Origin of the sequence: Saccharibacillus qingshengii (assembly GCF_013185195.1) — a bacterium.
GTDB lineage: Bacteria > Bacillota > Bacilli > Paenibacillales > Paenibacillaceae > Saccharibacillus > Saccharibacillus qingshengii.
Genome location: NZ_JAAZWC010000028.1, coordinates 21787 through 43158, shown reverse-complemented (window position 1 = coordinate 43158; position 21372 = coordinate 21787). Strand labels below are relative to the sequence as shown.

Annotated in this window: 22 protein-coding genes and 1 tRNA gene; 22 read left to right on the top strand and 1 reads right to left on the bottom strand. The window is 53.6% G+C overall.

Translation table 11 applies throughout. The features are described from left to right. Positions 1–26 precede the first annotated feature (26 nt). The 22 genes from HRQ60_RS19315 (at position 27) to dnaB (ending at position 20324) form a co-directional block, all read left to right on the top strand. The gene (locus HRQ60_RS19315) at positions 27–788 is read left to right on the top strand and encodes a ParA family protein (RefSeq protein ID WP_172199002.1); all 762 of its coding nucleotides are present in this window, start codon (positions 27–29) and stop codon (positions 786–788) included. Positions 789–792: 4 nt separating this feature from the next. Next, positions 793–1635: a ParB/RepB/Spo0J family partition protein gene (locus HRQ60_RS19310; RefSeq protein WP_172199051.1), complete on the top strand. Its 843-nt coding sequence runs from the start codon at positions 793–795 to the stop codon at positions 1633–1635. A gap of 56 nt (positions 1636–1691) precedes the next feature. Then, positions 1692–2861, top strand: a complete 1170-nt coding sequence (locus tag HRQ60_RS19305) for an aminotransferase class V-fold PLP-dependent enzyme (RefSeq protein WP_172198999.1) — start codon at positions 1692–1694, stop codon at positions 2859–2861. A gap of 199 nt (positions 2862–3060) precedes the next feature. After that, a complete protein-coding gene (locus HRQ60_RS19300) occupies positions 3061–3567 on the top strand; it encodes a DUF4446 family protein (protein ID WP_172198996.1) in 507 nt (168 codons plus the stop codon). Beyond that, positions 3564–3815 carry a putative Se/S carrier protein gene (locus tag HRQ60_RS19295; protein WP_172198993.1) on the top strand — a complete coding sequence of 84 codons (252 nt, stop codon included), beginning with the start codon at positions 3564–3566 and terminating at the stop codon, positions 3813–3815. The genes HRQ60_RS19300 and HRQ60_RS19295 overlap by 4 nt, the downstream gene beginning before the upstream one ends. A gap of 91 nt (positions 3816–3906) precedes the next feature. Further along, entirely contained in the window at positions 3907–5037 is a 1131-nt protein-coding gene (locus HRQ60_RS19290; protein ID WP_172198990.1) for a mechanosensitive ion channel family protein, read from the top strand. A gap of 18 nt (positions 5038–5055) precedes the next feature. Further along, positions 5056–5268: a DUF951 domain-containing protein gene (locus HRQ60_RS19285; RefSeq protein WP_172198987.1), complete on the top strand. Its 213-nt coding sequence runs from the start codon at positions 5056–5058 to the stop codon at positions 5266–5268. A 181-nt stretch (positions 5269–5449) separates the two neighbouring features. Continuing rightward, positions 5450–5540, top strand: a tRNA-Ser gene (locus HRQ60_RS19280). Between the two features lie 167 nt (positions 5541–5707). Beyond that, positions 5708–5998 carry a 30S ribosomal protein S6 gene (gene rpsF / locus HRQ60_RS19275; protein ID WP_172198984.1) on the top strand — a complete coding sequence of 97 codons (291 nt, stop codon included), beginning with the start codon at positions 5708–5710 and terminating at the stop codon, positions 5996–5998. Positions 5999–6082: 84 nt separating this feature from the next. Continuing rightward, the gene (gene ssb, locus HRQ60_RS19270) at positions 6083–6640 is read left to right on the top strand and encodes a single-stranded DNA-binding protein (RefSeq protein WP_172198981.1); all 558 of its coding nucleotides are present in this window, start codon (positions 6083–6085) and stop codon (positions 6638–6640) included. A gap of 21 nt (positions 6641–6661) precedes the next feature. After that, complete coding sequence (rpsR, locus tag HRQ60_RS19265) at positions 6662–6937, top strand: 30S ribosomal protein S18 (protein ID WP_172198978.1); 276 nt, start codon at positions 6662–6664, stop codon at positions 6935–6937. A gap of 755 nt (positions 6938–7692) precedes the next feature. Continuing rightward, positions 7693–9459, top strand: a complete 1767-nt coding sequence (locus HRQ60_RS19260; RefSeq protein WP_172198975.1) for an ABC transporter substrate-binding protein — start codon at positions 7693–7695, stop codon at positions 9457–9459. A gap of 89 nt (positions 9460–9548) precedes the next feature. Next, positions 9549–10511, top strand: coding sequence for an ABC transporter permease (locus tag HRQ60_RS19255; protein WP_172198973.1), 963 nt, complete (start codon positions 9549–9551; stop codon positions 10509–10511). Between the two features lie 34 nt (positions 10512–10545). After that, on the top strand, positions 10546–11454 hold the full coding sequence (gene opp4C, locus HRQ60_RS19250) for an oligopeptide ABC transporter permease (protein WP_172199048.1): 909 nt from the start codon (positions 10546–10548) through the stop codon (positions 11452–11454). A 33-nt stretch (positions 11455–11487) separates the two neighbouring features. Beyond that, positions 11488–12510: an ABC transporter ATP-binding protein gene (locus HRQ60_RS19245; protein WP_172198971.1), complete on the top strand. Its 1023-nt coding sequence runs from the start codon at positions 11488–11490 to the stop codon at positions 12508–12510. Then, positions 12470–13486, top strand: a complete 1017-nt coding sequence (locus tag HRQ60_RS19240) for an ABC transporter ATP-binding protein (RefSeq protein ID WP_172198969.1) — start codon at positions 12470–12472, stop codon at positions 13484–13486. Before HRQ60_RS19245 ends, HRQ60_RS19240 begins: the two co-directional genes overlap by 41 nt. A gap of 257 nt (positions 13487–13743) precedes the next feature. Further along, on the top strand, positions 13744–14688 hold the full coding sequence (locus HRQ60_RS19235; protein WP_172198967.1) for a D-alanyl-D-alanine carboxypeptidase family protein: 945 nt from the start codon (positions 13744–13746) through the stop codon (positions 14686–14688). A gap of 341 nt (positions 14689–15029) precedes the next feature. After that, positions 15030–15461, top strand: coding sequence for a CBS domain-containing protein (locus tag HRQ60_RS19230; protein WP_172198965.1), 432 nt, complete (start codon positions 15030–15032; stop codon positions 15459–15461). 132 nt (positions 15462–15593) lie between these two features. Next, positions 15594–16520, top strand: coding sequence for a DUF2232 domain-containing protein (locus HRQ60_RS19225; protein ID WP_172198963.1), 927 nt, complete (start codon positions 15594–15596; stop codon positions 16518–16520). Positions 16521–16532: 12 nt separating this feature from the next. After that, a complete protein-coding gene (locus tag HRQ60_RS19220; protein ID WP_172198961.1) occupies positions 16533–18524 on the top strand; it encodes a DHH family phosphoesterase in 1992 nt (663 codons plus the stop codon). Continuing rightward, complete coding sequence (gene rplI / locus HRQ60_RS19215; RefSeq protein ID WP_172198959.1) at positions 18521–18964, top strand: 50S ribosomal protein L9; 444 nt, start codon at positions 18521–18523, stop codon at positions 18962–18964. The genes HRQ60_RS19220 and rplI overlap by 4 nt, the downstream gene beginning before the upstream one ends. Before the next feature lies 1 nt (position 18965). Continuing rightward, the gene (dnaB, locus tag HRQ60_RS19210) at positions 18966–20324 is read left to right on the top strand and encodes a replicative DNA helicase (RefSeq protein ID WP_172198957.1); all 1359 of its coding nucleotides are present in this window, start codon (positions 18966–18968) and stop codon (positions 20322–20324) included. A gap of 310 nt (positions 20325–20634) precedes the next feature. Here the strand turns inward: dnaB and HRQ60_RS19205 are convergent, their stop codons facing one another. After that, complete coding sequence (locus HRQ60_RS19205; RefSeq protein ID WP_172198955.1) at positions 20635–21012, bottom strand: DUF2512 family protein; 378 nt, start codon at positions 21010–21012, stop codon at positions 20635–20637. Positions 21013–21372: the final 360 nt, after the last annotated feature.

Here is a 21372-nt window from a genome sequence, read left to right as displayed (position 1 = left end):
ACCCATCCCAACCGAGGTGAATCCGATTGTCCAAAATCATTGCAATCGCCAATCAGAAAGGCGGAGTCGGCAAAACGACGACATCCGTCAATCTGAGCGCGGGTCTGGCCAAGCTGGGCAAGCGCGTGCTGCTGATCGATATCGACCCGCAGGGCAATTCGACAAGCGGAGTCGGAATCAACAAAGCCGATGTGCAGCACTGCATCTATGACATCTTGATCAACGAAGTTCATCCGAAAGAAGTCGTCGTCTCTACGCATATCGAAGGTCTCGACGTCATTCCCGCCACGATTCAGCTGGCCGGCGCGGAGATCGAGCTGGTTCCTGTCATGTCGCGGGAACTTCGGCTGAAGAAGAGTATCCATCTGATCAAAAAAGATTACGATTATATTCTGATCGATTGCCCGCCGTCTCTGGGGATTCTGACGATCAATTCGCTGACGGCCGCCGATTCGGTCATTATTCCGATCCAATGCGAGTATTATGCGCTTGAAGGACTCAGCCAGCTGCTCAACACGGTGCGTCTGGTCCAGAAACAGCTCAATACCGAACTGCAGATCGAAGGCGTGCTGCTGACCATGCTCGATGCGCGGACCAATCTGGGTATCCAGGTGATCGAAGAAGTGAAAAAGTATTTTCAGGACAAAGTTTACGAGACGATCATCCCCCGCAATGTGCGTTTAAGCGAAGCCCCTTCGCACGGTCAGACGATTATGACATACGATCCCCGTTCCAAGGGAGCCGAATACTATATGGAGCTGGCAAGGGAAGTGATGACGTATGAATAAAAGATTGGGCAAAGGGCTTGGAAAAGGACTGGATGCGCTTATTCCGTCCCTCTCCGTAGGGGAAAACGATCAGGTGGTCGAGATTCCGCTCAACCAGCTTCGCGCCAATCCGTACCAGCCCCGGCATTTTTTTGACGAAGAAGGACTGCGCGAACTGGCGGAATCGATCCGTCAGCATGGCGTGATCCAGCCGATCATCGTTCGCAGCGTGCTCAAAGGGTACGAGATCATCGCCGGCGAACGCCGGACACGTGCCTCGGTACTGGCGGGCAAAAGCCGTATTCCGGCTGTGGTGCGCGAGTTTACCGATCAGCAGGTGATGGAAATCGCTTTGATCGAAAATGTGCAGCGGGAAAATCTGAACGCCATGGAGATCGCCGTCGCTTACCAATCGCTGATGGACGAGTTCAAAATGACCCAGGAAGAATTGTCCGCGAAAGTAGGCAAGTCCCGTTCGCATATCGCCAACTTCCTGCGGCTGCTGTCGCTTCCAGAGCAAGTAAAAGAGCATGTTTCACGTGGAACGCTCTCGATGGGGCACGCCAAAGCCATCGTCGGATTGAAAAATCCGGCCGTTCAAATCGAGCTTGCGGAAAAAGCGATCCGTGAAGGCTGGAGTGTACGGGAGCTGGAAGAATCCGTTCAGGAAGCGGTAGCCCAATCCGGCGTCAAACCCAAAAACAAAACCAAGAAACGCGATCCGTATATCGCCGACGTCGAAGACTCGCTGCGGGAGCATTTCAAAACGACGGTCAAGATCAAGCCGGGCAGCAAGGAAAAAGGCAAGATCGAGCTGAGCTATTATGATCAGCAGGATCTGCAGCGTCTGCTTGATCTGCTGCAGTAATCCGGCTTGTTCAAAAAGTTTCTTCATTAATTAAATAGCGGAAGGAGGAGCTGCGGTTGAGACAGACGGAAAAACCGGTGATCTATCTGGATCACGCGGCGACGTCCTGGCCCAAACCCGATACGGTGCTTGCGGCCATGCAGCATTCGCTGCAGGAAGAAGCGGCCAACCCGGGCAGGGGCGGCCATCGTATGGCCATCTCGGCCGGAAGGGTCTTGGTGCGCACCCGCATCCTGCTCGGCCGGTTGTTTGGAGCGGCCAATCCGAACGATATCGCTTTTATGCCCAATACGACAGCGGCTTTGAACCAGGCGATCAAAGGACTGCTTCGGCCCGGGGACCATGTGATTGCGACGATGACCGAGCATAATTCCGTTCGGCGTCCTCTGGAATATATGCGGAGAGAGCACGGCATTCAACTCGATTATGTGCCGGTCGACGTATTGGGGAAGATGGATCTGAACGAGCTTTCTTCGCTCTGCAGACCGGCAACCCGGCTGATCGTCTGCAATCACAGTTCGAATCTGCTCGGAAGTATTCTTCCTATCGCGGACATTGCGGATATCGCGCGAAGCTGCGGAGCGCTGCTGCTGGTCGATGCCGCCCAAAGCGCCGGGGTGATGGAGATCGACGTAGGGAAAATGGGGATCGATATGCTGGCTTTTCCCGGACACAAAGGACTGCTGGGACCCCAGGGAACCGGCGGACTGTATGTGGATCCTTCGATCGACCTCGTACCGCTGATTCATGGAGGAACGGGCAGCCAATCGGAAGAAGCCGATCAGCCTTCCGTACGTCCCGACCGCTATGAAGCGGGAACACCGAATACGGTAGGAATTGCCGGTCTCGGTGCGGGAGTGCGCCGGGTGCTGGAGGAAGGTCCGTCGGCAATCGGTCAGAGGGAATGGGAATTGACCCAGCAGCTTATGGGACAACTGTCCTCCGTGCGAGGACTGAATATGCTGGGACCCAAACTTGGCGAACCGAGAACGGGCATTGTGTCCTTTACCGTGGACGGGATCGATTCTGCGGACATGGCGTTTCGCTTGGACCGGGACTACGGGATCGCGGTACGGGCCGGCTACCACTGCACGCCTCTGGCCCATCGGTCCGCGAATACGATCGGCAGCGGAGCGGTCCGAAGCAGTGTCGGTTTCACGACCACCGAGGCGGACACGCAGGCCCTGGCGGAAGCCGTACGGGAAATTGTGCGATCCGTTTTCTGATGAACCATCGGGGGATTTTGTAAAAGACGGCTCTTGAGGCAGAAGCTTTTCTTTTTGCCGAGCGGCTTTTCCTTTTGCGGGGAGTGCGTGTGGGAACAGGAAAAACCGGGTAAATACCGGAGATGCACCCGACTGAAGCCAAAAAGCGCCGATTTTACAAACTCCACTAGACAAGCGACAGAAGGGAAAGAGTCGAAGCATGGCAGAATTGAATGAGTTGATTTCCGAGTATTTGTTCGTGGTGGTTGCCGTACTGGCTTTATTGGTCCTTTTGTTTCTGATTATCGTGGTGGTGCAGTCCGTCAAACTGGGCCGGCTGCGCAAACGGTACGAACGCATGATGTCGGGTGCGGGCGTCGAAGACCTGGAGTCGCTGCTGCTGAACCTCAAAATGCAGACCGATTCGGTGGAAGACGAGCAGGAGAAGCAGCGCCGGGCGATGACGCTGATCGAACAGCGCCAGCGGATGGCGAAGACGAAGCTCGGCATGAAGCGCTATAACGCTTTTTCCGATCAGGGAAGCGCCCTCAGCTTTTCTTTTGCGCTGATGGACGATCTGGATAACGGGATTATCGTCAGCGGCCTGCACAACCGGGACAGTTCCTATGTGTATGCCAAGCCGCTCGAGCAGGGCAGTTCGAAATATGCGCTGTCTCCGGAAGAAAAAGAAGCGGTCGAATTGGCGCGCCGGGAGGGATCGGCTTGAGCGAACGCGAATGGGTGCTGGCTTTCGATTCGTCCCAGCAGGCGCTGCGTGCCGAAATGCTGATGGACGAAAATCAGGTTGAATTCGATCTGATTCCCACGCCGGGCGCCATTACGGCGGGCTGCGCGATCAGCCTGGCTTTTGATACGGAGGCTCTGGATCGCGTGCGGCATGTGGTGGCAGCGGAGAAGATCGAGATCCGGGGGATTTTTCGTTCAAACGGTACCAATTACGAACAGCTGGTCTGAATCAACTCGAATAAAATGCCCGCGCCCGGAAGACATCCCTGGATCGTAAAGGGCTTGTTTTCCGGGCGCGGTGCCAGAAAGGAGAGCTGGAATGATCTATGGATTTTTGAATGCGATAACGGCGGCGACGGGAGACAAAGCGGAAGACGGGTCGCCAGGCACATCGCCCGAAGTACCGAACACGCCGAGCGAAACGGTGGACAAGGCCGTATCGTTTACGCAAGGACTGTGGAACAAGCTGACGGACGCCGCAACCTGGGTCGGCTTGGCGGATACGGCCCTGCGCATCGTGCTGATTATTCTGCTGGCGCAGATCGCGATCCGGGTCACGTACAAGATCATCGACCGGGCGCTGCTGCGGCAAAAAGAAGACACCGGGGACAGCAGGTTCCGCGTGAAGCCGAGACGTTTCGTGACGATCGGCAAGCTGCTGAAAAATATGGTGGTCATCGTGCTCAACTTCATGATGATGCTGCTCATTATTTCGGAACTCGGTTACAATCTCGCTCCGCTGATCGCCGGTGCCGGCGTCATCGGCCTCGCGATCGGTTTCGGGGCGCAAAGTCTGGTCAAAGACGTCATTACCGGATTCTTCATCGTGTTCGAAGATCAGTTTGCGGTCGGGGATGTCGTCCAGATCACCACGTTCAAAGGCACGGTCGAAGTGATTGGCCTGCGGACGACGCGGCTGCGCAACTGGAACGGGGAAGTGTACGTCATCCCGAACGGCATCATTACGAACGTGACGAACTTCTCGCTCGCCGATGCCAAAGCGGTCATCGATATTCCGATGAGTGCGGAGCGCCCGCTTGACGAAGCGACCCACCTGGTAGCCCGTTCTTTGGAAAAAGTACACGACAAAAACGCCAAAGTCTTGGCTCCGCCGAATATCCTCGGGGTGCAGGCGATGACGACGGGCGAGTACACGCTGCGCATCTCGGTCAGCTGTTCGCCGAACGCCCAGGCCGAAGTCGAGAGCATGATCCGCGGAGAGATCAAGCGGGCCATGGAACGCGACGATGCGCTTAAGCAGGCGCTGGCCGAAGAATCCGAGCGCAATGCGCAGACGGAAGACGAAGCAAAGGCCAAGCCGGAGGAAGCGGCAAAAGCGGACACGGCTCCGGTTCCGCAGAAGCCGGAAGGACGGGGCAAACCGGAGTCCGAGAAGACGGATGCGGAGAAAACGCCGAACACGGAAGACAAGCCGCATTCGGCGCAGTAAGGAAAGGGGGTGGTCTGGTTGGAACGTAAAGTATTCGCTCTGGGGGACATCGTACAGATGAAAAAGCCGCATCCGTGCGGCAGCAACGAAATGGAGATCATTCGTATGGGCATGGACATCCGGATCAAATGCACCGGATGCCAGCACAGCGTACTTATTCCGCGCGCGAAGTTCGAGAAGAACATGAAGAAAGTGCTCAAAGCCGCCGCGGCGGAAGAACAGCCCGAATAATTCGCCTCTGGGCGATAACGGGAAAAGAGTCCGGAGCTTCGTCAAACTTCTGCCCGGGCAGAAGGGGCAGGCTGTACCGGGCTCTTCTTTTTATCATCAAAAAAACGGGAAATTTCGCTAAAGCGCTTGATTTCGTCCGAAGCCTGCTATATAATAAATCTTGTTGTGAAACTTGCTTCGTGGAGAGGTACCCAAGAGGCCCAAGGGGGCTGACTCGAAATCAGTTAGGCGTGTCAAAGCGTGCGTGGGTTCGAATCCCACCCTCTCCGCCATATTGTTACTCAGACTAACGACCATGGGTCGTTTTTTTGTTTTTACGGACTGGAAATTTTTATTGCTTGCGATAAAGAAGTCTGGTATAATAATACGGTCCGGGCTTATCGCCCGTTCCTTGCTCCCAACCCGATTGGGGGCCTTAGACCAAAAGGAGGTGAAACATATGCGTAACTATGAAGTGATGTACATCATTCGTCCAGACGTTGAACAAGAAGCGGTAGACGCTGCTATCAATAAATTCTCTGGCGTTATCACTGACGGTAACGGCGAAATTACCAAGCACGATGCTATGGGTAAACGTCGCCTCGCGTATGAGATCAAGAAATTCCGTGACGGATTCTACGTTCTGACTAACTTTACGGCAGCGCCGGAAGTTATCGTTGAACTTGAACGCGTTATGAAAATTTCCGATGATGTCATCCGCTATCTGATTACCGCAGTACCAACGAAGTAATCGTCGAACTTAGAGCCTGATTTCATACCGAAGCCATCCGCTTGTATGAAAACGCAGGCTCTACCGGCAAAGGAGGGGACCGAGATGTTGAACCGAGTCATTCTGATCGGCCGGCTGACACGTGACCCTGAGCTGCGGTACACGCCTGCGGGCGTAGCCGTAACCCAGTTTACGATTGCAGTCGACCGTCCGTTTACGAGCCAGGGTGGAGAACGCGAAGCGGACTTCATTCCGGTAGTCACCTGGCGCCAATTGGCGGAAACCTGTGCAAACTACTTGCGCAAGGGACGCCTGACGGCGGTGGAAGGCCGTATTCAAGTACGGAATTACGAGAATAACGAAGGCAAACGTGTATACGTAACCGAAGTTATTGCCGATAACGTCCGTTTCCTGGAATCGCCGAACCGCGAAGGCGGCGGCGGATCGGGCCGCGAAGAGTCGTCTTCCAACGGAGGCGGCAACAGTGGTGGCAGCAGCAACGGAGGAAATCGTCCCGAACCATCTTACGGTGGTGGCGGAGGCGGCGGAAATCGCGGCGGTGGCAGCCAAGCTCCTCGTGGAGGCGGCAGCAGCAATAATCAGGATCCTTTTTCCGATGACGGAAGACCGATCGATATTTCGGATGACGACCTGCCATTCTAACAACAGAAAGGACTGAATCGAATGGGATTTAAACAACGTGATACCGGTGACGGCGAAAGACGTCCAAGCGGCGGCCGTCGTGGTCGCAACAAGCGTCGTAAAGTGTGTTACTTCACAGTAAACAAGATCACTTTCATCGATTATAAAGATACGGACCTGCTCCGTAAATTTATCAGCGAGCGCGGTAAAATTCTGCCTCGTCGTGTAACAGGCACAAGCGCGAAATATCAGCGCATGCTGACTGTTGCTATCAAACGTTCGCGTCAGGTAGCTCTGCTGCCTTACACAACGGAATAGTACGAATTCCCAAGAGACGATCGGCATCTGCCGGTTGTCTCTTTTTTTGTGCAGAAAGAGGATCGTTCACCGGGACAAAAAAAGCTGTACAAATACGAAAACGTTCTTATAATAGAAGGAAGCTAAAAAACCCGGTGACAAAAAAGACTATCCTTTTTCGGACAGTGTGCTAAAATGAAAAAACTCCCTGTTTTAAAGACATCTTCCTCAAACCTTTTCCTTTCATCGCATATTCTTGTCATGTTACCTGACGTAAAAAGAATTTGATTTGCATGATTGACGTTAAAAGGTTTCTTTTGTGTAGGAAACATAGTGTTTTTATGCACAAAAGAGATAAAATATACATATTGATTATAGAAACACAGTATAAAAAGGTGTTTTTTCTCAAAAAAAGTGTTGACGTGAGTATATTTTACACGTAGTATTTACATTAAATTTACCGTTGGCTCATTAAGCCGACGCACTAAAGTAAGCAGTGGTGCGGTTTTAAATCGACCAAAGGTTAAATGTAAAGGTCTGAAAATGCTTTATACATTTATGCTAAGCCGGATTAGCAGGTTGTGAACAGTCTGCCGGCAAGCATTCCCGCCGATCGGGAAAGGTTTTCGTTTCCTGTCGTTGGGATTAGAGAGAAGCGTTTCTAGTCCGCTTGTTGCCCGTCGTCAAAGGTTTGGCTAAAATAATCAGGATGCTTGATGATTTCCGATTATTTTTATAGCTTTTGCAGCTTTTAAACTTCGATTAGGGGGATCTACATGAAAAAGAGATTATCTTTGATGCTTGTGACGATTATGGCCTTTGGTTCGATTTTGGCCGCTTGCGGTGGTGGAGAAGAAGCAGCACCGGCAGAGACGACGCCTACGGAAACGACAGACACGACGACACCTGCCGAAACGGGTACGGAAGAAGCGGAACCGGCAGAAGGTGCGGAAAGCGCGATCGGCTTGACAGAAGCGGAAGACATCAGTTTGAATCCGGCTCCTGCCGTAGCACGTACGGACTCCGCCATTCTGGGTACGGTAGCGCCGCAGGGCGTATTCAACCCGCTGTTCCACCAGACTGCTTACGACGTTGCCATCGATGATACAATCTTCTCTTCCCTGATCAAAATCAAGGGCGACGGCACGTACGAGAACGATCTGGCCGACAATATCGAAATTTCCGAAGACAACAAAACGTATACGTTCCACATCAAAGATAACGCCAAGTACAGCGACGGTACTCCGGTAACGGCAAAGGATTACCTGTTCACGATGAAACTGTACATGGATTCGAGCTATGACGGACAATCCGATCCGCTCAGCTGGAATGTAGTAGGTGCCAAAGAATATAACGCCGGTACGGCCAAAGACATTTCCGGTGTCAAAGTCATCGACGACAAAACGGTATCCGTGACGGTTAGCGATTACGATGCCATGACTCAGGTTAACCTGGGCGCCGTGACTCCTCTGTCGGAAGCTTATTACGGCAAAGGCTACAAACAGGGCGATCTGACCAGCGTCAAACAGCTCAATAACAAACCGATGGGACCTGGTCCTTACAAACTGACCAAGTATACGGCAGGCCAGGAAGTCGATCTGCAGGCTAACGAGAACTACCACGGCGGAGCGGCCAAGATTCCGAACCTGATCTATAAAGTGACGACCGATACAACGAACATGGCGATGCTGCAGTCCGGCGAGACCGACCTCGATAACGTAACGGTTAACGAAGACAACGTTGAAGAACTGAAAAGCTTTGGCTTCCTGGACGTTAACGTTCTGAAAAACAACGGTTATGGCTATGTAGCCATGAACAATAAAAAACCGCTGTTCGCCGACAAAAAAGTTCGTCAGGCTCTGACTTTCGGTCTGAACCGTGCGGAAGTGGTCGAAGCGGCTTACGGTCCTTATGCCGAAGTCATCAATATCCCGCAGTCCGACGTATCGTGGGCTTACACGGATAAAGATATCGAAGCGTACGACTACGATCTGGAAAAAGCAAAATCGATGCTCGACGAAGCCGGCTGGAAAGAAGGCGCCGACGGCATCCGCGAAAAAGACGGCAAGAAATTCGAAATCAACTTCTCCGCTACCGCGGATAACCCGGTTGTCGATGCACTGATCCCGATCATGACAGAAAACTATCAAGAACTGGGCATCAAGCTCGTTACCGAAACCCTCGACTTCAATGCCATCATGGAGAAAAAGGATAAAGGCGATTACGATATGTTCTTCGCCGCATGGGGCCTGACTCCGGATCCGGACACGACCGTGTACATCACGGACGGTGCCCAGAACAACTCCGGTTACTCGAATCCTAAAGTCGACGAACTGTATGCCAAAGGCAAAAAAGAGCTGGATCTCGAAAAACGCAAAGAAATCTATGCTGAGGCTTACCAAATGATCAACGAAGACGCTCCTGAAATCCTGATGTACCAAAGAACGAACATGCTGGCGATCAACGGCAGACTTGACGGTTGGGACATTACTCCTTACAAGGAATACCAACACAGCTTGAACCAAGTCGAAATTGCTCAATAATAGCCGCACAGGCCGATATTTGGACATCCGATATGCTCAGCTCGAGAGAGCTGGGCATATCGATTTATATGCCAGGAGGAGACGAGTCAATGAGTCAGTATATCATCCGGCGGCTGCTGCAGATGATCCCGACTTTGATCGGTATATCGATCATTGTTTTTGCTATTTCACAGATGGTTCCGGGAGACTATATCACCGCATCGCAGAATCCGAACATGACCGCCGAGCGGGCAGAACAACTGCGGGCTATTTACGGGTTGGATAAACCTGCTGTCCAGCAGTATTTTATTTGGGCCAAAAATATGTTAACCGGTAACCTGGGAGATTCCTTCCAGCACAAGATGCCGGTTACCCAAGTCATCAATACTTATGTATGGAACTCGTTCATTATCGCTTTCGTTACGATGATTCTGAGTTGGGTAATCGCCGCATTTGTCGGTGTTTTTTCTGCGCAGTTTCAATACTCTTTCTTCGACAAAGTCGTGACGCTGCTTGTGTTCCTCCTGATGTCGCTGCCTTCGTTCTTTATCGGGCTGCTCGCCATCAAATATTTTGCTCTCGATTTGAAATTATTTCCGACCGGTGGGATGACCACGGCCGGATTGAATGCCAGCGGCTGGGCTTATATCAAAGACGTCGCTGGCCATATGATACTGCCGGTGACCGTAATGACTACGCTCAGCGTCGGCAGTTTGACCCGTTACTTCCGTACGGGCATGCTGGAAGTGATCCGTCAGGATTACATCCGTACGGCACGCGCCAAAGGACTTAACGAGCGAACCGTTATTTTCAAACACGCATTCCGCAACGCCCTGCTTCCGGCTATTACGCTGCTCGGGTTCGAGCTGCCTGCTTTGTTCGGCGGCGCCATGATCCTCGAACGCGTCTTCACCTGGCCGGGTATCGGCCAGATTTATCTGGCTTCGATCAATATGCGGGACTATCCGCTGATGCTTGGATTCACGATGTTCCTGGCGGTATTGACGCTTCTCGGGAACCTGATTTCCGATATTCTGTACGGGGTTGCAGACCCGAGAATTCGTCTAAAGTAGGAGGAGATTGAAAGTGGAACAGCCGCAAAATCGTATGGAGCAGCTTCAGGAGCAGCTCAAAATCGTCAAACCCGAATCTCCGTGGAAAATTGCGGCCCGGCGATTTGCCAAAAACAAACTGGCTCTGGTCGGACTGATTATTCTCGTACTCATGTCTTTGATCTGTGTTATCGGACCTTTCCTATCGCCTTATGAATTGAACCAGACCGATGTCAAGAACAAGAACCTGGCACCAAGTGCCGAATACTGGCTGGGTACGGACAAGCTGGGGCGCGATATTCTGCTGCGCGTCATGCTGGCCGGACGAATCTCGTTGACCGTAGGTCTGGTCGCAACGGCGATTTCCGTCGCGATTGGAGCGACGCTCGGGGCTGTTGCGGGCTTCTATAGAAGATATGCTGATACGATCATCATGCGGATCGCGGATGTTTTCCTGGCTCTGCCGACGCTGCCGATTCTGATTACTCTTGGCGCTATTTTGTCCGACCTTAAGGTTGCGCCGGATCAACGGATTTACTTCCTGATGCTGATTATTGGCCTCTTGGGCTGGGTCGGTCTGGCCCGCCTTGTGCGAAGCCAGATTCTGACCCTGCGCGAGCAGGAATTCATGCAGGCCACCGAAGCGCTTGGTCTGCGCGACAGCCGCAAAATTTTCCTTCATCTCATGCCAAACACCGTTCCGATCATTATCGTATCCGCGACGCTCGGCGTTGCCGGAGCCATTTTGACCGAATCCGTATTGAGCTTCCTCGGCCTGGGTGTCGTACCGCCTACTCCATCATGGGGCAACATGATCACCGCAGCCAACAGTTTGATCGAGTTCCGCAAAAGACCCTGGACCTGGATTCCTCCCGGTCTCTGTATCCTGATTACCGTTACGGCAATTAACCTGATCGGCGACGGTCTGCGAGACGCGCTCGATCCGAAGATGAAGAATAGATAAAGCAGTCCATACTGAAGAAGTAGGAGAGACGAAATGGCAAAAGAATTAGTCGAATTCCGAAACCTCGAGACCCATTTTAAAACGTCCGCAGGCACTGTCAAAGCGGTTAACGATGTCAGCTTTTCCATTCGTGAAGGCGAAACGCTCTGCGTCGTAGGCGAATCCGGCTGCGGCAAAAGCGTGACGGCGATGTCTCTGATGCAGCTGATCGAATCGCCTCCGGGCAAAATCGTCGGCGGCGAGATTATGTTCGAAGGCAAAGATCTGCTCAAGCTCAGCAAGAAAGACATGAGCCGGCTGCGCGGCAACGATATTGCAATGATTTTCCAGGAACCGATGTCTTCCCTGAACCCGGTCTTCACGATCGGCAAGCAGATTGCCGAACCGCTGCTGCACCATCTGGGCATGACCCACAAAGAAGCCAAGGCGCGCGTGATCGAACTGATTACGATGGTTGGCATCCCCCGTCCGGAAAAAATCTACGATTCGTATCCGCATGAACTCAGCGGCGGGATGCGTCAGCGGATCATGATTGCGATCGCACTGAGCTGCAACCCGAAACTGCTGATTGCCGATGAGCCGACAACGGCGCTCGATGTGACGATTCAAGCCCAGATCCTGGATCTGATGCGCGATATCAAGAGCAAGCTGAACACTTCGATCATGATGATTACGCACGATCTGGGCGTTGTAGCCGAGATGGCCGACTTCGTCGTGGTCATGTACGCCGGCAAAGTCATCGAAGAAGCGCCCGTACTGGAACTGTTCAAGAATCCTCAGCACCCTTACACCCAAGGACTGCTCAAAGCCAAGCCGATCATCAACCAGCGGAAGGAACGGCTATATTCGATCCCGGGGCAGGTTCCGAACCCTGTCAATCTGGGAGACAGCTGTCACTTCCACGATCGCTGCGAATTCTGCATGGAAATCTGTAAAGTGAAAACTCCGCCTCTGCGCGCGCATGCGGACGGACACAAGACAGCCTGCTGGCTGTACGAAGAGGAGGGAAAGAGCAATGAGCGAAACGTCGGTTCAGTCGGAACAACAGCGGAATAGCGGAAGCGGCTCACTCCAACCCCTCGTTCAGGTCGAAAACCTGAAAAAGTATTTCCCGATCATGGGCGGCGTATTCCAGCGCAAGGTGGGAGACGTCAAAGCCGTTGACGGCGTATCTTTTACGATCAATAAAGGCGAGTCGTTCGGTCTGGTCGGCGAGTCGGGCTGCGGCAAAAGCACGATCGGCCGTACTCTGCTCCGTTTGAACGACAAGACGGAAGGCAGCGTACATTTCGAAGGCAAAGATCTGCATGCCCTGTCCAAGTCCGAACTGCGCCACATGCGCACCAAGATGCAGATCGTGTTCCAGGATCCGTTCAGCTCGCTGAATCCGCGGATCAAGGTCGGAGAAGCTATTGGCGAGGCGCTGCTCGATCACGGTCTTGTCAGCCGCAAAGACTTGAAGGATCGGGTCATCGAAACGATGAAAATCTGCGGACTGGCCGATTATCATTACGACCGCTTCCCGCACGAATTCTCGGGCGGCCAACGTCAGCGGATCGGGATTGCCCGCGCGCTGATCATGGATCCGGAATTTATCGTAGCCGACGAACCGGTTTCGGCGCTCGATGTGTCGATCCAGGCGCAGATCATCAACTTGATGAGCGATTTGCAGCGCGAAAAGCAGCTGACTTATCTGTTCATCTCCCACGATCTCAGCGTAGTCGAGCATTTGTGCAACCGCGTAGGCGTGATGTATCTCGGTACGATGATGGAGATGGCACCGACGGATGAGCTGTTCAGCAATCCGCTGCATCCGTATACGAAAGCCCTGATGTCGGCTATTCCGGTACCGGACCCGACCTTGAAACGCGAGCGCATCGTACTTCAGGGGGATATTCCGAGTCCGGCCAATCCGCCATCCGGCTGCAAGTTCCATACCCGCTGTCCGATGGCTTCGGATATCTGCAAAGAACAGGTACCGGAGTATCGCAATATGGGCAACGAACATTTCGTCGCTTGTCACTTCGCTTAGAACTTTCCGCGTGAGGACCTGTCGCGGTCATTCAAGCCGAACTTCGAACGTTTCATTCGAAGTTCGGCTTTTTTGCGTGCTTCTGCAGCCCTTTTCCGCCTTTAAGTGCGTCCGGCGTCCAACTCGGTTACCGATTTTGAAGAAATTCATCCGAAAAAGTTTCTTTTTGCGAAAAAAAACGAAAAAATTTTGGTTTTTGCAGACTAAAACTGAATTTCGTACGTCTAATAAGCATAAGGAAGGGGGCGGATTGGGTGATGAGCGGTGGCATACATAAAAAAGCGATATTGATTGTGCTGGCTGTGGCCCTGCTGCTGATCCCCCAGCAGCTGCTGGCGGGTCGTCCCAAAGTGGATGCGGCGGCCGCCGTTCTCATCGATGCGCAGACGGGCAAAGTGCTGTGGCAGGTGCAGGGAGACCGGGTGCTTCCGGCCGCGGGGATGACGCAGCTGATGACCGAATGGCTGGTGCTCGATGCCGTTCGCAGCGGACGGATCGGTTGGGAAGATCCGGTCCGTGTCGGCGGTAAAGCGGAAGCGGTAAAGGTCTCGAAACCCCATGCCGGCCCGCCAAATAATCGAATTCCGCTGCGGGCCGACGACCAAATCCCGCTGAACGAGCTGTTTATGGGAGTCGCGGTATCTTCTTCGCCAGAAGCGGAGCAGGCCCTGGCCCGGTACGCTGCCGGATCGGAAGCTTCTTTTGCCTGGATGATGAACGAAAAAGCCCGGCGGATCGGCATGTCGGGTTCGACGCTGTTCAAGCCGGGACCCGGTAAAGAAGAAGCGGCCTTTTCTTCCGACGGACAGCCTGCGGGCAGCCGGACGACGGCTGCAGATGCCGCCAAGCTGTGCCGCGAATTGATCGGAGACCACCCGGAAGTGCTGCGCATGTCTTCGGTGACGCAGACGGAGATCCGTTCGCGCGGGATCTATCTGACCAACAGCAACGCCATGCTGCCCGATTTTGCGGGGCCGCACGCTTACCGGGGAATGGACGGGCTCAAAGCTTACGGTTCGGAACAATCGGGCTACTCGCTTGCCGGAACCGCCCAGCGGGACGGACAGCGCTTGATCGTCGTCATTATGGGGGCCGAGAGCCGGGAGAAAAGTTTCCAGGCGGCCAGCCGGCTGCTCGATTACGGCTATGCGCGTTCCGCTTCGTTCGCCGACCGTGCGGCGTCCTGGCTGAAACTCGTTTGAGCGGATATTTTCCGGCCGCCGAGCCGGAGTTTCACACAGCAAAAAGGAACATTTGGGAATCAGCGGCCGTTTCGACGGCCGCTGATTTTTACTTTCCGCACCCACTTTACGCTATAATAGAAAGGCGGACCGACAAACCGGAAGCGCGGCCAGATTAAGACCGGTATTTTCGGGGTGATGAACAGAAGAATCGTCAACCGCCAACCGTTTAACACCAGTACGTTGTCTCAACGTGATCTGTTGTTCGTTTTGCGTGATTCCTTTATTTGAAAGGCAAGGACTTGGGCAGCGACAAGGGAATATCGGGCGGAGACAACAGAATAGAGAAGGAGAAATCCGCTATGAATATTGCTTTTTTCCTGCTGCCGAAGCACGAAGTTGCCTTTGTTACACTCGATGCCACACTTCGCCAGGTCATCGAACGCATGGAACACCATCGATACACCGCTATTCCGATCATCGACAAAGAAGGCGAGTACGCGGGTACCGTGACCGAAGGAGACATTCTTTGGCACATGAAGCATTCCGAAGGACGGATCACTTTTGAGAACGCTTCACGCTTTACCTTAAAAGAAGTCCCGCTGCGCATGAACAACAAGCCCGTATCGATCGAATCGGATATGGCCGACCTGATTACCTTGTCCAAAACGCAAAACTTCGTACCGGTCGTCGACGACCGCGGCCGATTCATCGGGATCGTTCGCCGCAGCCAGATTATCGAATACTGTGCAAGTTTCGTCGCCAAGCAGAACGGCGCTCCCCAAAGCAGGTAACGTTCCGGGGGCTCGGTATCGGCGCCCGCCGCGAATATGCTATAATGATTGTCAAAACTTTAGATCCCAAGGAATCTCGCATGCCGCACGTTCGGTAAGCGGTATTCGTATCCGCACAAGAGGTGAATCGATTTGAAATTGCGTTTATCTTCAGCGATGTGGGCGATCCTGTATCTGCTGGTCCTGCTCTCGCTGTTAACGCCGCTGTCCGCGATCACTCTTTTGGTGATGGTCGTTCCGGCAGCCGTGCTTTACGCCTCTTTGCGCGTAAACGTTTTTTGGCTGCATGTTTTACCCGTTTTGGCGATTTTGGCCGTCTTTTCCGGTACGCTGGCTCCCTATACGCTTATTCTGGCCGTCTATTTCCTCGTGCCCGGTATCGTGATGGGCCATCTGTACAAGAAACGCGCTCCGGCGCTGCAGACCATCGTCTATGGAACGGGAACGCTGCTCGGTATGCTGTTGGTGCTGCTGGCCGGCGCCAAACTGATACTGGGCTTCAATCTGTCCGATTATGTGAGCGACTTCGTGCATCAGACGTTCGATCCGCTGTTGGCCGTAGCGGAGATGAATCCGGTGCTGAGCGGGCAGTGGAGTCCGGACTTTATCTTTGCGCTGGCCAACCAGACCGTCATGATGATTCCGCTCGGGATGACCGTCAGTTCGTTCATTCTGGCCGTCGTCACGCACGCGATCGTGCGGCCGCTGCTGGCTTCCATGGGCGTCGCTTCGCCGAAGCTTCGTCCCGCGCATGAATGGAAACTTCCGCGCGCGCTGATTTTTTATTATTTCATCGTTCTGATCGTGGATATGGTGACTTACAATCAGGCGGATGGATTCTGGAAAGCGGCGGCCGTCAATCTGCTTCCGCTGCTGCAGTTCTGTTTTATCATACAGGCTATCGGTTTCTGGTTCTTCTTGGGGCACGTCAAAAAATGGCATCGGGTGATTTCTATTCTGCTGGCGATTGTCACGGTTATTTTCCCGCCGATGCGAATCATAGGGATTATCGATCTGGCTTTCCCGCTGCGCGAGTACATTACGAGACCTAGACGATAGGGTGAGGAAACCATGCCAAACTTTTTGCTGAAACGCTGGTACGGATATCGGACGGTCTGGGCGTTTCTTCTGCTGCTGACGCTGACGGTTTTCGTGTCGATCTATAACTGGCTGCTCGGCCTGGTGTCCTTATGTCTGGTCTTTGCCGTCGTCTTCGTCATGCTGCGGGCCGAGCTTAAATTCAGGCAGGGGCTTGCCGAATATACGTCTACCCTCTCCTACCGCGTGCACAGTATCGAAAGCGAAATCGCAAGCCGGCTGCCGTTCGGGCTGCTGCTCTACGACGCCGAACGGACGGTCGAATGGCATAACCGCCAGGTCGCCCAGCTGTTCGAAGTCGAAACGGCCGTAGGCCTTCCGCTCGCGGAACTGCTGCCGGGTCTTCCTCCGCTGAGCCGGGACCGCAAAGACGGTTCGAAAGAGCCGCTCAATCTGGTTCGGGCAGAGATCGAAGTGGGCAAGCAGACATACGATGTCCACGTCTACCCGGAAGAACGACTGATCTATCTGCAAAAAATGACGGAAATGGCCGAACTGCGGGAGCGCTACGAGAAAGAAAGTCTGGCTCTGGGCATCCTGCTGTTCGACAATCTCGACGAAGCATTCCAGGGAATGGACGACCAGCAGCGCACGCTGACGATTGCCAGAGCAACGACGCTTATCAACGGCTGGGCCCGTCAGTACGACGTTTATCTGCGGAGGCTGTCCAGCGAGCGGTATATGATGCTGCTCAATCAGGCTTCGCTCGACAAGCTGGAGCACAGCCGTTTCGTTATTCTTGACGAAGTACGCGAATCGACAAGCGATCTGAAAGTTCCGATGACCCTCAGTATCGGTCTGGCCTGCGGCAGCGAGAAGATCAGCGAGTTGGGCGCGCTGGCGCAGTCGAGTCTCGATATGGCACTCGGCCGCGGCGGGGATCAGGCTGCCGTCAAAGTAGGGCAGCGGCTGTCTTTTTACGGAGGGCGTTCCAACGCCGTCGAGAAGCGGACCCGCGTTCGCGCCCGCGTGATCGCTCACGCGCTGCGGGATCTGATGAAGCGCAGCGACCGGGTGCTGATTATGGGACACAAGAATCCCGATATGGACGTGATCGGTGCAGCGATCGGCATGCTCAAAGCCGCCGATCAGCTGGAAGTCGAAGCGAGCATCGTGCTTGACGGCGATAATCCGTCCATCACCAAGATGATGGAGCGTATTCGTACCGACGCCACGCTTGCGGACCGGTTCACTTCGCCGGAGGAGTCGCTTGCGCTGATGACCGAGCGAACGCTGCTGGTCGTGGTCGACACGCACAAGCAGTCGCTGACGATCGAACCCAAGCTGGTTCAGCGGGCGAAGCAGGTGGTCGTTATCGACCATCACCGCCGCAGCGAAGAATTTATCAACGAAGCCGTTATCGTCTATCTGGAACCGTACGCTTCATCGGCCAGTGAACTGGTGACGGAACTGCTGCAGTATATTCACGACAATATGACATTGACGCCGCTCGAAGCGACCACGCTGCTGGCCGGCATTACGATGGACACCAAGCATTTCACGCTGCATACCGGCTCGCGCACCTTCGAGGCTGCCGGGTTCCTGCGCCGGAGCGGAGCGGATACCATTCTGGTACAGCGTATCCTCAAAGAGGATTTGGGCGAGTATATCTCGAAAGCAGAAATTATCAAGAATGCACGCATCATCATGGGCGGTGTGGCGATCGCGGTAACCGACGAAGGCCGGCAGTTTCCGCAGCTGCTGATCGCCCAGGCGGCCGACACGCTGCTTAACATGACCGATGTGAACGCATCGTTTGTGATCGGCAGCCGCCCGGACGGGCTGACGGCAATCAGCGCCCGTTCATTCGGGAAGATCAACGTTCAGGTCGTCATGGAACGACTGGGCGGCGGCGGACATTTGACCAATGCGGCGGTACAGCTCGATATTTCCCCGCAGGAAGCGGAGAAGAAGCTGATCGCCGTGCTTGAAGATATCGAAAAGGAAGAGGGGCTATTCGAATGAAGGTTATTTTTCTGAAAGACGTAAAAGGACAAGGCAAAAAAGGTGAAGTGAAAGAAGTATCGGAAGGTTACGCACAGAACTTCCTGTTCAAAAACGGCGTCGCCAAACCGGCTACCCAAGGCAACGTGAAAACGCTGGAAAACCAGCATGCCGCCGAAGAAAAACGCAAAGAAGAAGAAAAACAGGAAGCCGTGGAGCTTGGCAAAAAGCTGGAAGAAGCCACAATCCAGATCAAAGCCAAATCCGGCGAAGGCGGCCGTCTGTTCGGAGCCATCACAAGCAAACAAATCGGCGAAGCGCTATCCAAGCAGGGCTTCAAAGTCGACAAGCGCAAAATCGAGCTGGATGAGCCGATCCGTACGCTGGGCGTCACTCAGATCTTGATTAAACTCCACAAGGACGTCAAAGCTACGCTCAAGGTTCAGGTTTCGGAGGAATAAGATGGGCGAGGATCTCTTTTTCGACCGGGTTCCGCCGCAAAATCTGGAAGCGGAGCAGGCCGTGCTGGGTGCGGTACTGCTTCAGGCCGAGTCACTTATTACAGTCATGGAGAAAATTACGGCCGACGATTTCTACGACAAGTCGCACCAGATGATATTCGAGGCTATGGTCCAGCTCGGGGAAGAGAGTCAGCCGATCGACCTCGTGACGCTGACCTCGCTGCTCAAAGACAGGGGTCAGCTGGAAGATCTCGGCGGGGTCAGCTATTTGGCCAAACTGGCAAATGCCGTTCCGACGGCCGCCAACGTCGAATATTATGCGCAGATGATCGAAGAAAAAGCGATGCTGCGCCGGCTGATCCGCACCGCGACACAAATCGTCAGCGAAGGCTACACCGGCGGCGAAGACGTTGGGCTGATGCTGAGCGATGCGGAGCGCAAAATTCTCGAGATTTCCAACCGCCGCTCCAGCGGCGGTTTTGTCGCGATTCGCGATGTGCTGATGGAAGTGTTCGACCGCGTCGAAATGCTGAATCAGAATAGCGGCAATTCGACCGGCATTCCGTCCGGCTTTGTCGATCTGGATCGGATGACAGCCGGGTTCCAGCGCAACGATCTCATCATCTTGGCGGCGCGTCCTTCGGTCGGCAAGACGGCCTTTGCTCTGAACGTTGCGCAGAACGTATCGGTACGGGCGGGAGAGACGGTAGCCATTTTCAGTCTGGAAATGTCGGCGGCACAGCTCGTTCAGCGGATGATTTGCGCCGAAGCCAACCTCGATGCGAGCGTGATGCGTACGGGCGAATTCAAGGACGAGGACTGGACCAAACTCACGATGGGAATTGCGTCGCTGTCCGAAGCCGAAATCTATATCGACGATACGCCGGGGATTACGGTAGCCGATATTCGTTCCAAATGCCGCCGGCTCAAAAAAGAGCGGGGACTCGGCATGATCGTGATCGACTATCTCCAGCTGATCCAGGGCCGCGGCAAATCGGGCGAGAACCGTCAGCAGGAAGTTTCCGATATTTCGCGGACGCTCAAACAGATTGCGCGGGAACTGGAACTGCCGGTTATCGCGCTGTCGCAGCTCAGCCGGGGCGTCGAGCAGCGTCAGGATAAGCGTCCGATGATGTCCGACCTTCGGGAATCCGGCTCGATCGAGCAGGATGCCGATATCGTCGCTTTCTTGTACCGGGACGATTACTACAATGCCGATACGGAAAAAAAGAATATCATCGAGATCATTATCGCCAAGCAGCGGAACGGGCCGGTCGGGACCGTCGAGCTCGTGTTTCTCAAGAACTTCAACAAATTCGTCAATTACGAGCGGGCCCATTCGGATTCGTTTGCCGGATAGAAAAGAGCCGCCGGAGAAATCCGGCGGCTCAGGTTGTCGAGAAAGTCCTATTCGTAGGAGAAACTTGTCGGCTGCGGGAGAAATTCGTTCCGGTCGCGTGTTGAAATCGAGAAAAAGATTAAATTCCAGCGGAATTTTCTCGATTTCAAAGGCGAACACTATCGTTCCTTCACTGAATTTCTCCCTCCGCCTCCTCGCTTCACTCGGAAGCAGACCTTTCTCGACACGTTGAGCCGCCGGAGAAATCCGGCGGCTCTTTTTTTGGAGATAAGGGTGAGAGATTATAAATTCGGAAATCAGCAGAGTTTGCTTAACGCTGCGCACGGAAACGGGCATGTCCGGCGTTGTCTTTGCGTCCGGGAATTCCGTTTTGCAGCAGCCAGATATGGAAGAAGAACTCGAAGATACCGACGACAAAGGCAATGACGAACATGTCGAAGTAAGAAAGGTTCCAGTCCAACAGGGACGAAGCGGCCCAGAGTACGACATACGTCAGAGCGCCATCGGCCAGGGTTGCGGCTGTATTGCCGGCAGCGGGCAGAATAAACATATCGCCGATTACGTAGGCAAGAGCCCCCAGAATGACGGTTACGATTAACGCGCTCACAAAATCGGCTTCTCCGAACCACATCGTCAATCCGATCACGACAATGGCGTTGACCAGCATTTTAACAGCAATCTTAGTCATCTCTTCACCTTCTCTTCGTTGTCTTTTCCTGCTGATGTAAAGGTTTGGATCAAATAAGTAACAGCGCTGTTTTTGTTATTTTTATTTTAAACCGATCACGCGGATTGAAACCCTTTTATGGAAATGAAAAGAAGAAATGAATGAAAAGAAAAAATTGCGCAAACAATAATGCGAATTTCAATTAACAGTGTTATACTTAAGTTTAGTTCTTACAACAAATCAAGCCAGGCGGTTCTTTGCAGCGACCCGGTCGCGGGGAAAGACGCCGCTGTGTTTGCACGGCAGCAGTATCAATGCTACCGCTTTTCGGGGGCGATCCGGACTTCGAGCGTCGAAGGTTCCGGTACCCGAAGAGCGGCC

What these genes read in the sequence shown, in the direction of transcription:
- HRQ60_RS19290 (WP_172198990.1), top strand. Translation starts at nt 3,907, where the DNA reads ATGATCTATGGATTTTTGAATGCGATAACGGCGGCGACGGGAGACAAA.
- HRQ60_RS19245 (WP_172198971.1), top strand. Translation starts at nt 11,488, where the DNA reads ATGGCAAAAGAATTAGTCGAATTCCGAAACCTCGAGACCCATTTTAAA.
- HRQ60_RS19240 (WP_172198969.1), top strand. Translation starts at nt 12,470, where the DNA reads ATGAGCGAAACGTCGGTTCAGTCGGAACAACAGCGGAATAGCGGAAGC.
- rplI (WP_172198959.1), top strand. Translation starts at nt 18,521, where the DNA reads ATGAAGGTTATTTTTCTGAAAGACGTAAAAGGACAAGGCAAAAAAGGT.
- opp4C (WP_172199048.1), top strand. Translation starts at nt 10,546, where the DNA reads ATGGAGCAGCTTCAGGAGCAGCTCAAAATCGTCAAACCCGAATCTCCG.
- rpsF (WP_172198984.1), top strand. Translation starts at nt 5,708, where the DNA reads ATGCGTAACTATGAAGTGATGTACATCATTCGTCCAGACGTTGAACAA.
- dnaB (WP_172198957.1), top strand. Translation starts at nt 18,966, where the DNA reads ATGGGCGAGGATCTCTTTTTCGACCGGGTTCCGCCGCAAAATCTGGAA.
- HRQ60_RS19220 (WP_172198961.1), top strand. Translation starts at nt 16,533, where the DNA reads ATGCCAAACTTTTTGCTGAAACGCTGGTACGGATATCGGACGGTCTGG.
- ssb (WP_172198981.1), top strand. Translation starts at nt 6,083, where the DNA reads ATGTTGAACCGAGTCATTCTGATCGGCCGGCTGACACGTGACCCTGAG.
- HRQ60_RS19235 (WP_172198967.1), top strand. Translation starts at nt 13,744, where the DNA reads ATGAGCGGTGGCATACATAAAAAAGCGATATTGATTGTGCTGGCTGTG.
- HRQ60_RS19255 (WP_172198973.1), top strand. Translation starts at nt 9,549, where the DNA reads ATGAGTCAGTATATCATCCGGCGGCTGCTGCAGATGATCCCGACTTTG.
- rpsR (WP_172198978.1), top strand. Translation starts at nt 6,662, where the DNA reads ATGGGATTTAAACAACGTGATACCGGTGACGGCGAAAGACGTCCAAGC.
- HRQ60_RS19230 (WP_172198965.1), top strand. Translation starts at nt 15,030, where the DNA reads ATGAATATTGCTTTTTTCCTGCTGCCGAAGCACGAAGTTGCCTTTGTT.
- HRQ60_RS19300 (WP_172198996.1), top strand. Translation starts at nt 3,061, where the DNA reads ATGGCAGAATTGAATGAGTTGATTTCCGAGTATTTGTTCGTGGTGGTT.
- HRQ60_RS19260 (WP_172198975.1), top strand. Translation starts at nt 7,693, where the DNA reads ATGAAAAAGAGATTATCTTTGATGCTTGTGACGATTATGGCCTTTGGT.
- HRQ60_RS19205 (WP_172198955.1), bottom strand. Translation starts at nt 21,012, where the DNA reads ATGACTAAGATTGCTGTTAAAATGCTGGTCAACGCCATTGTCGTGATC.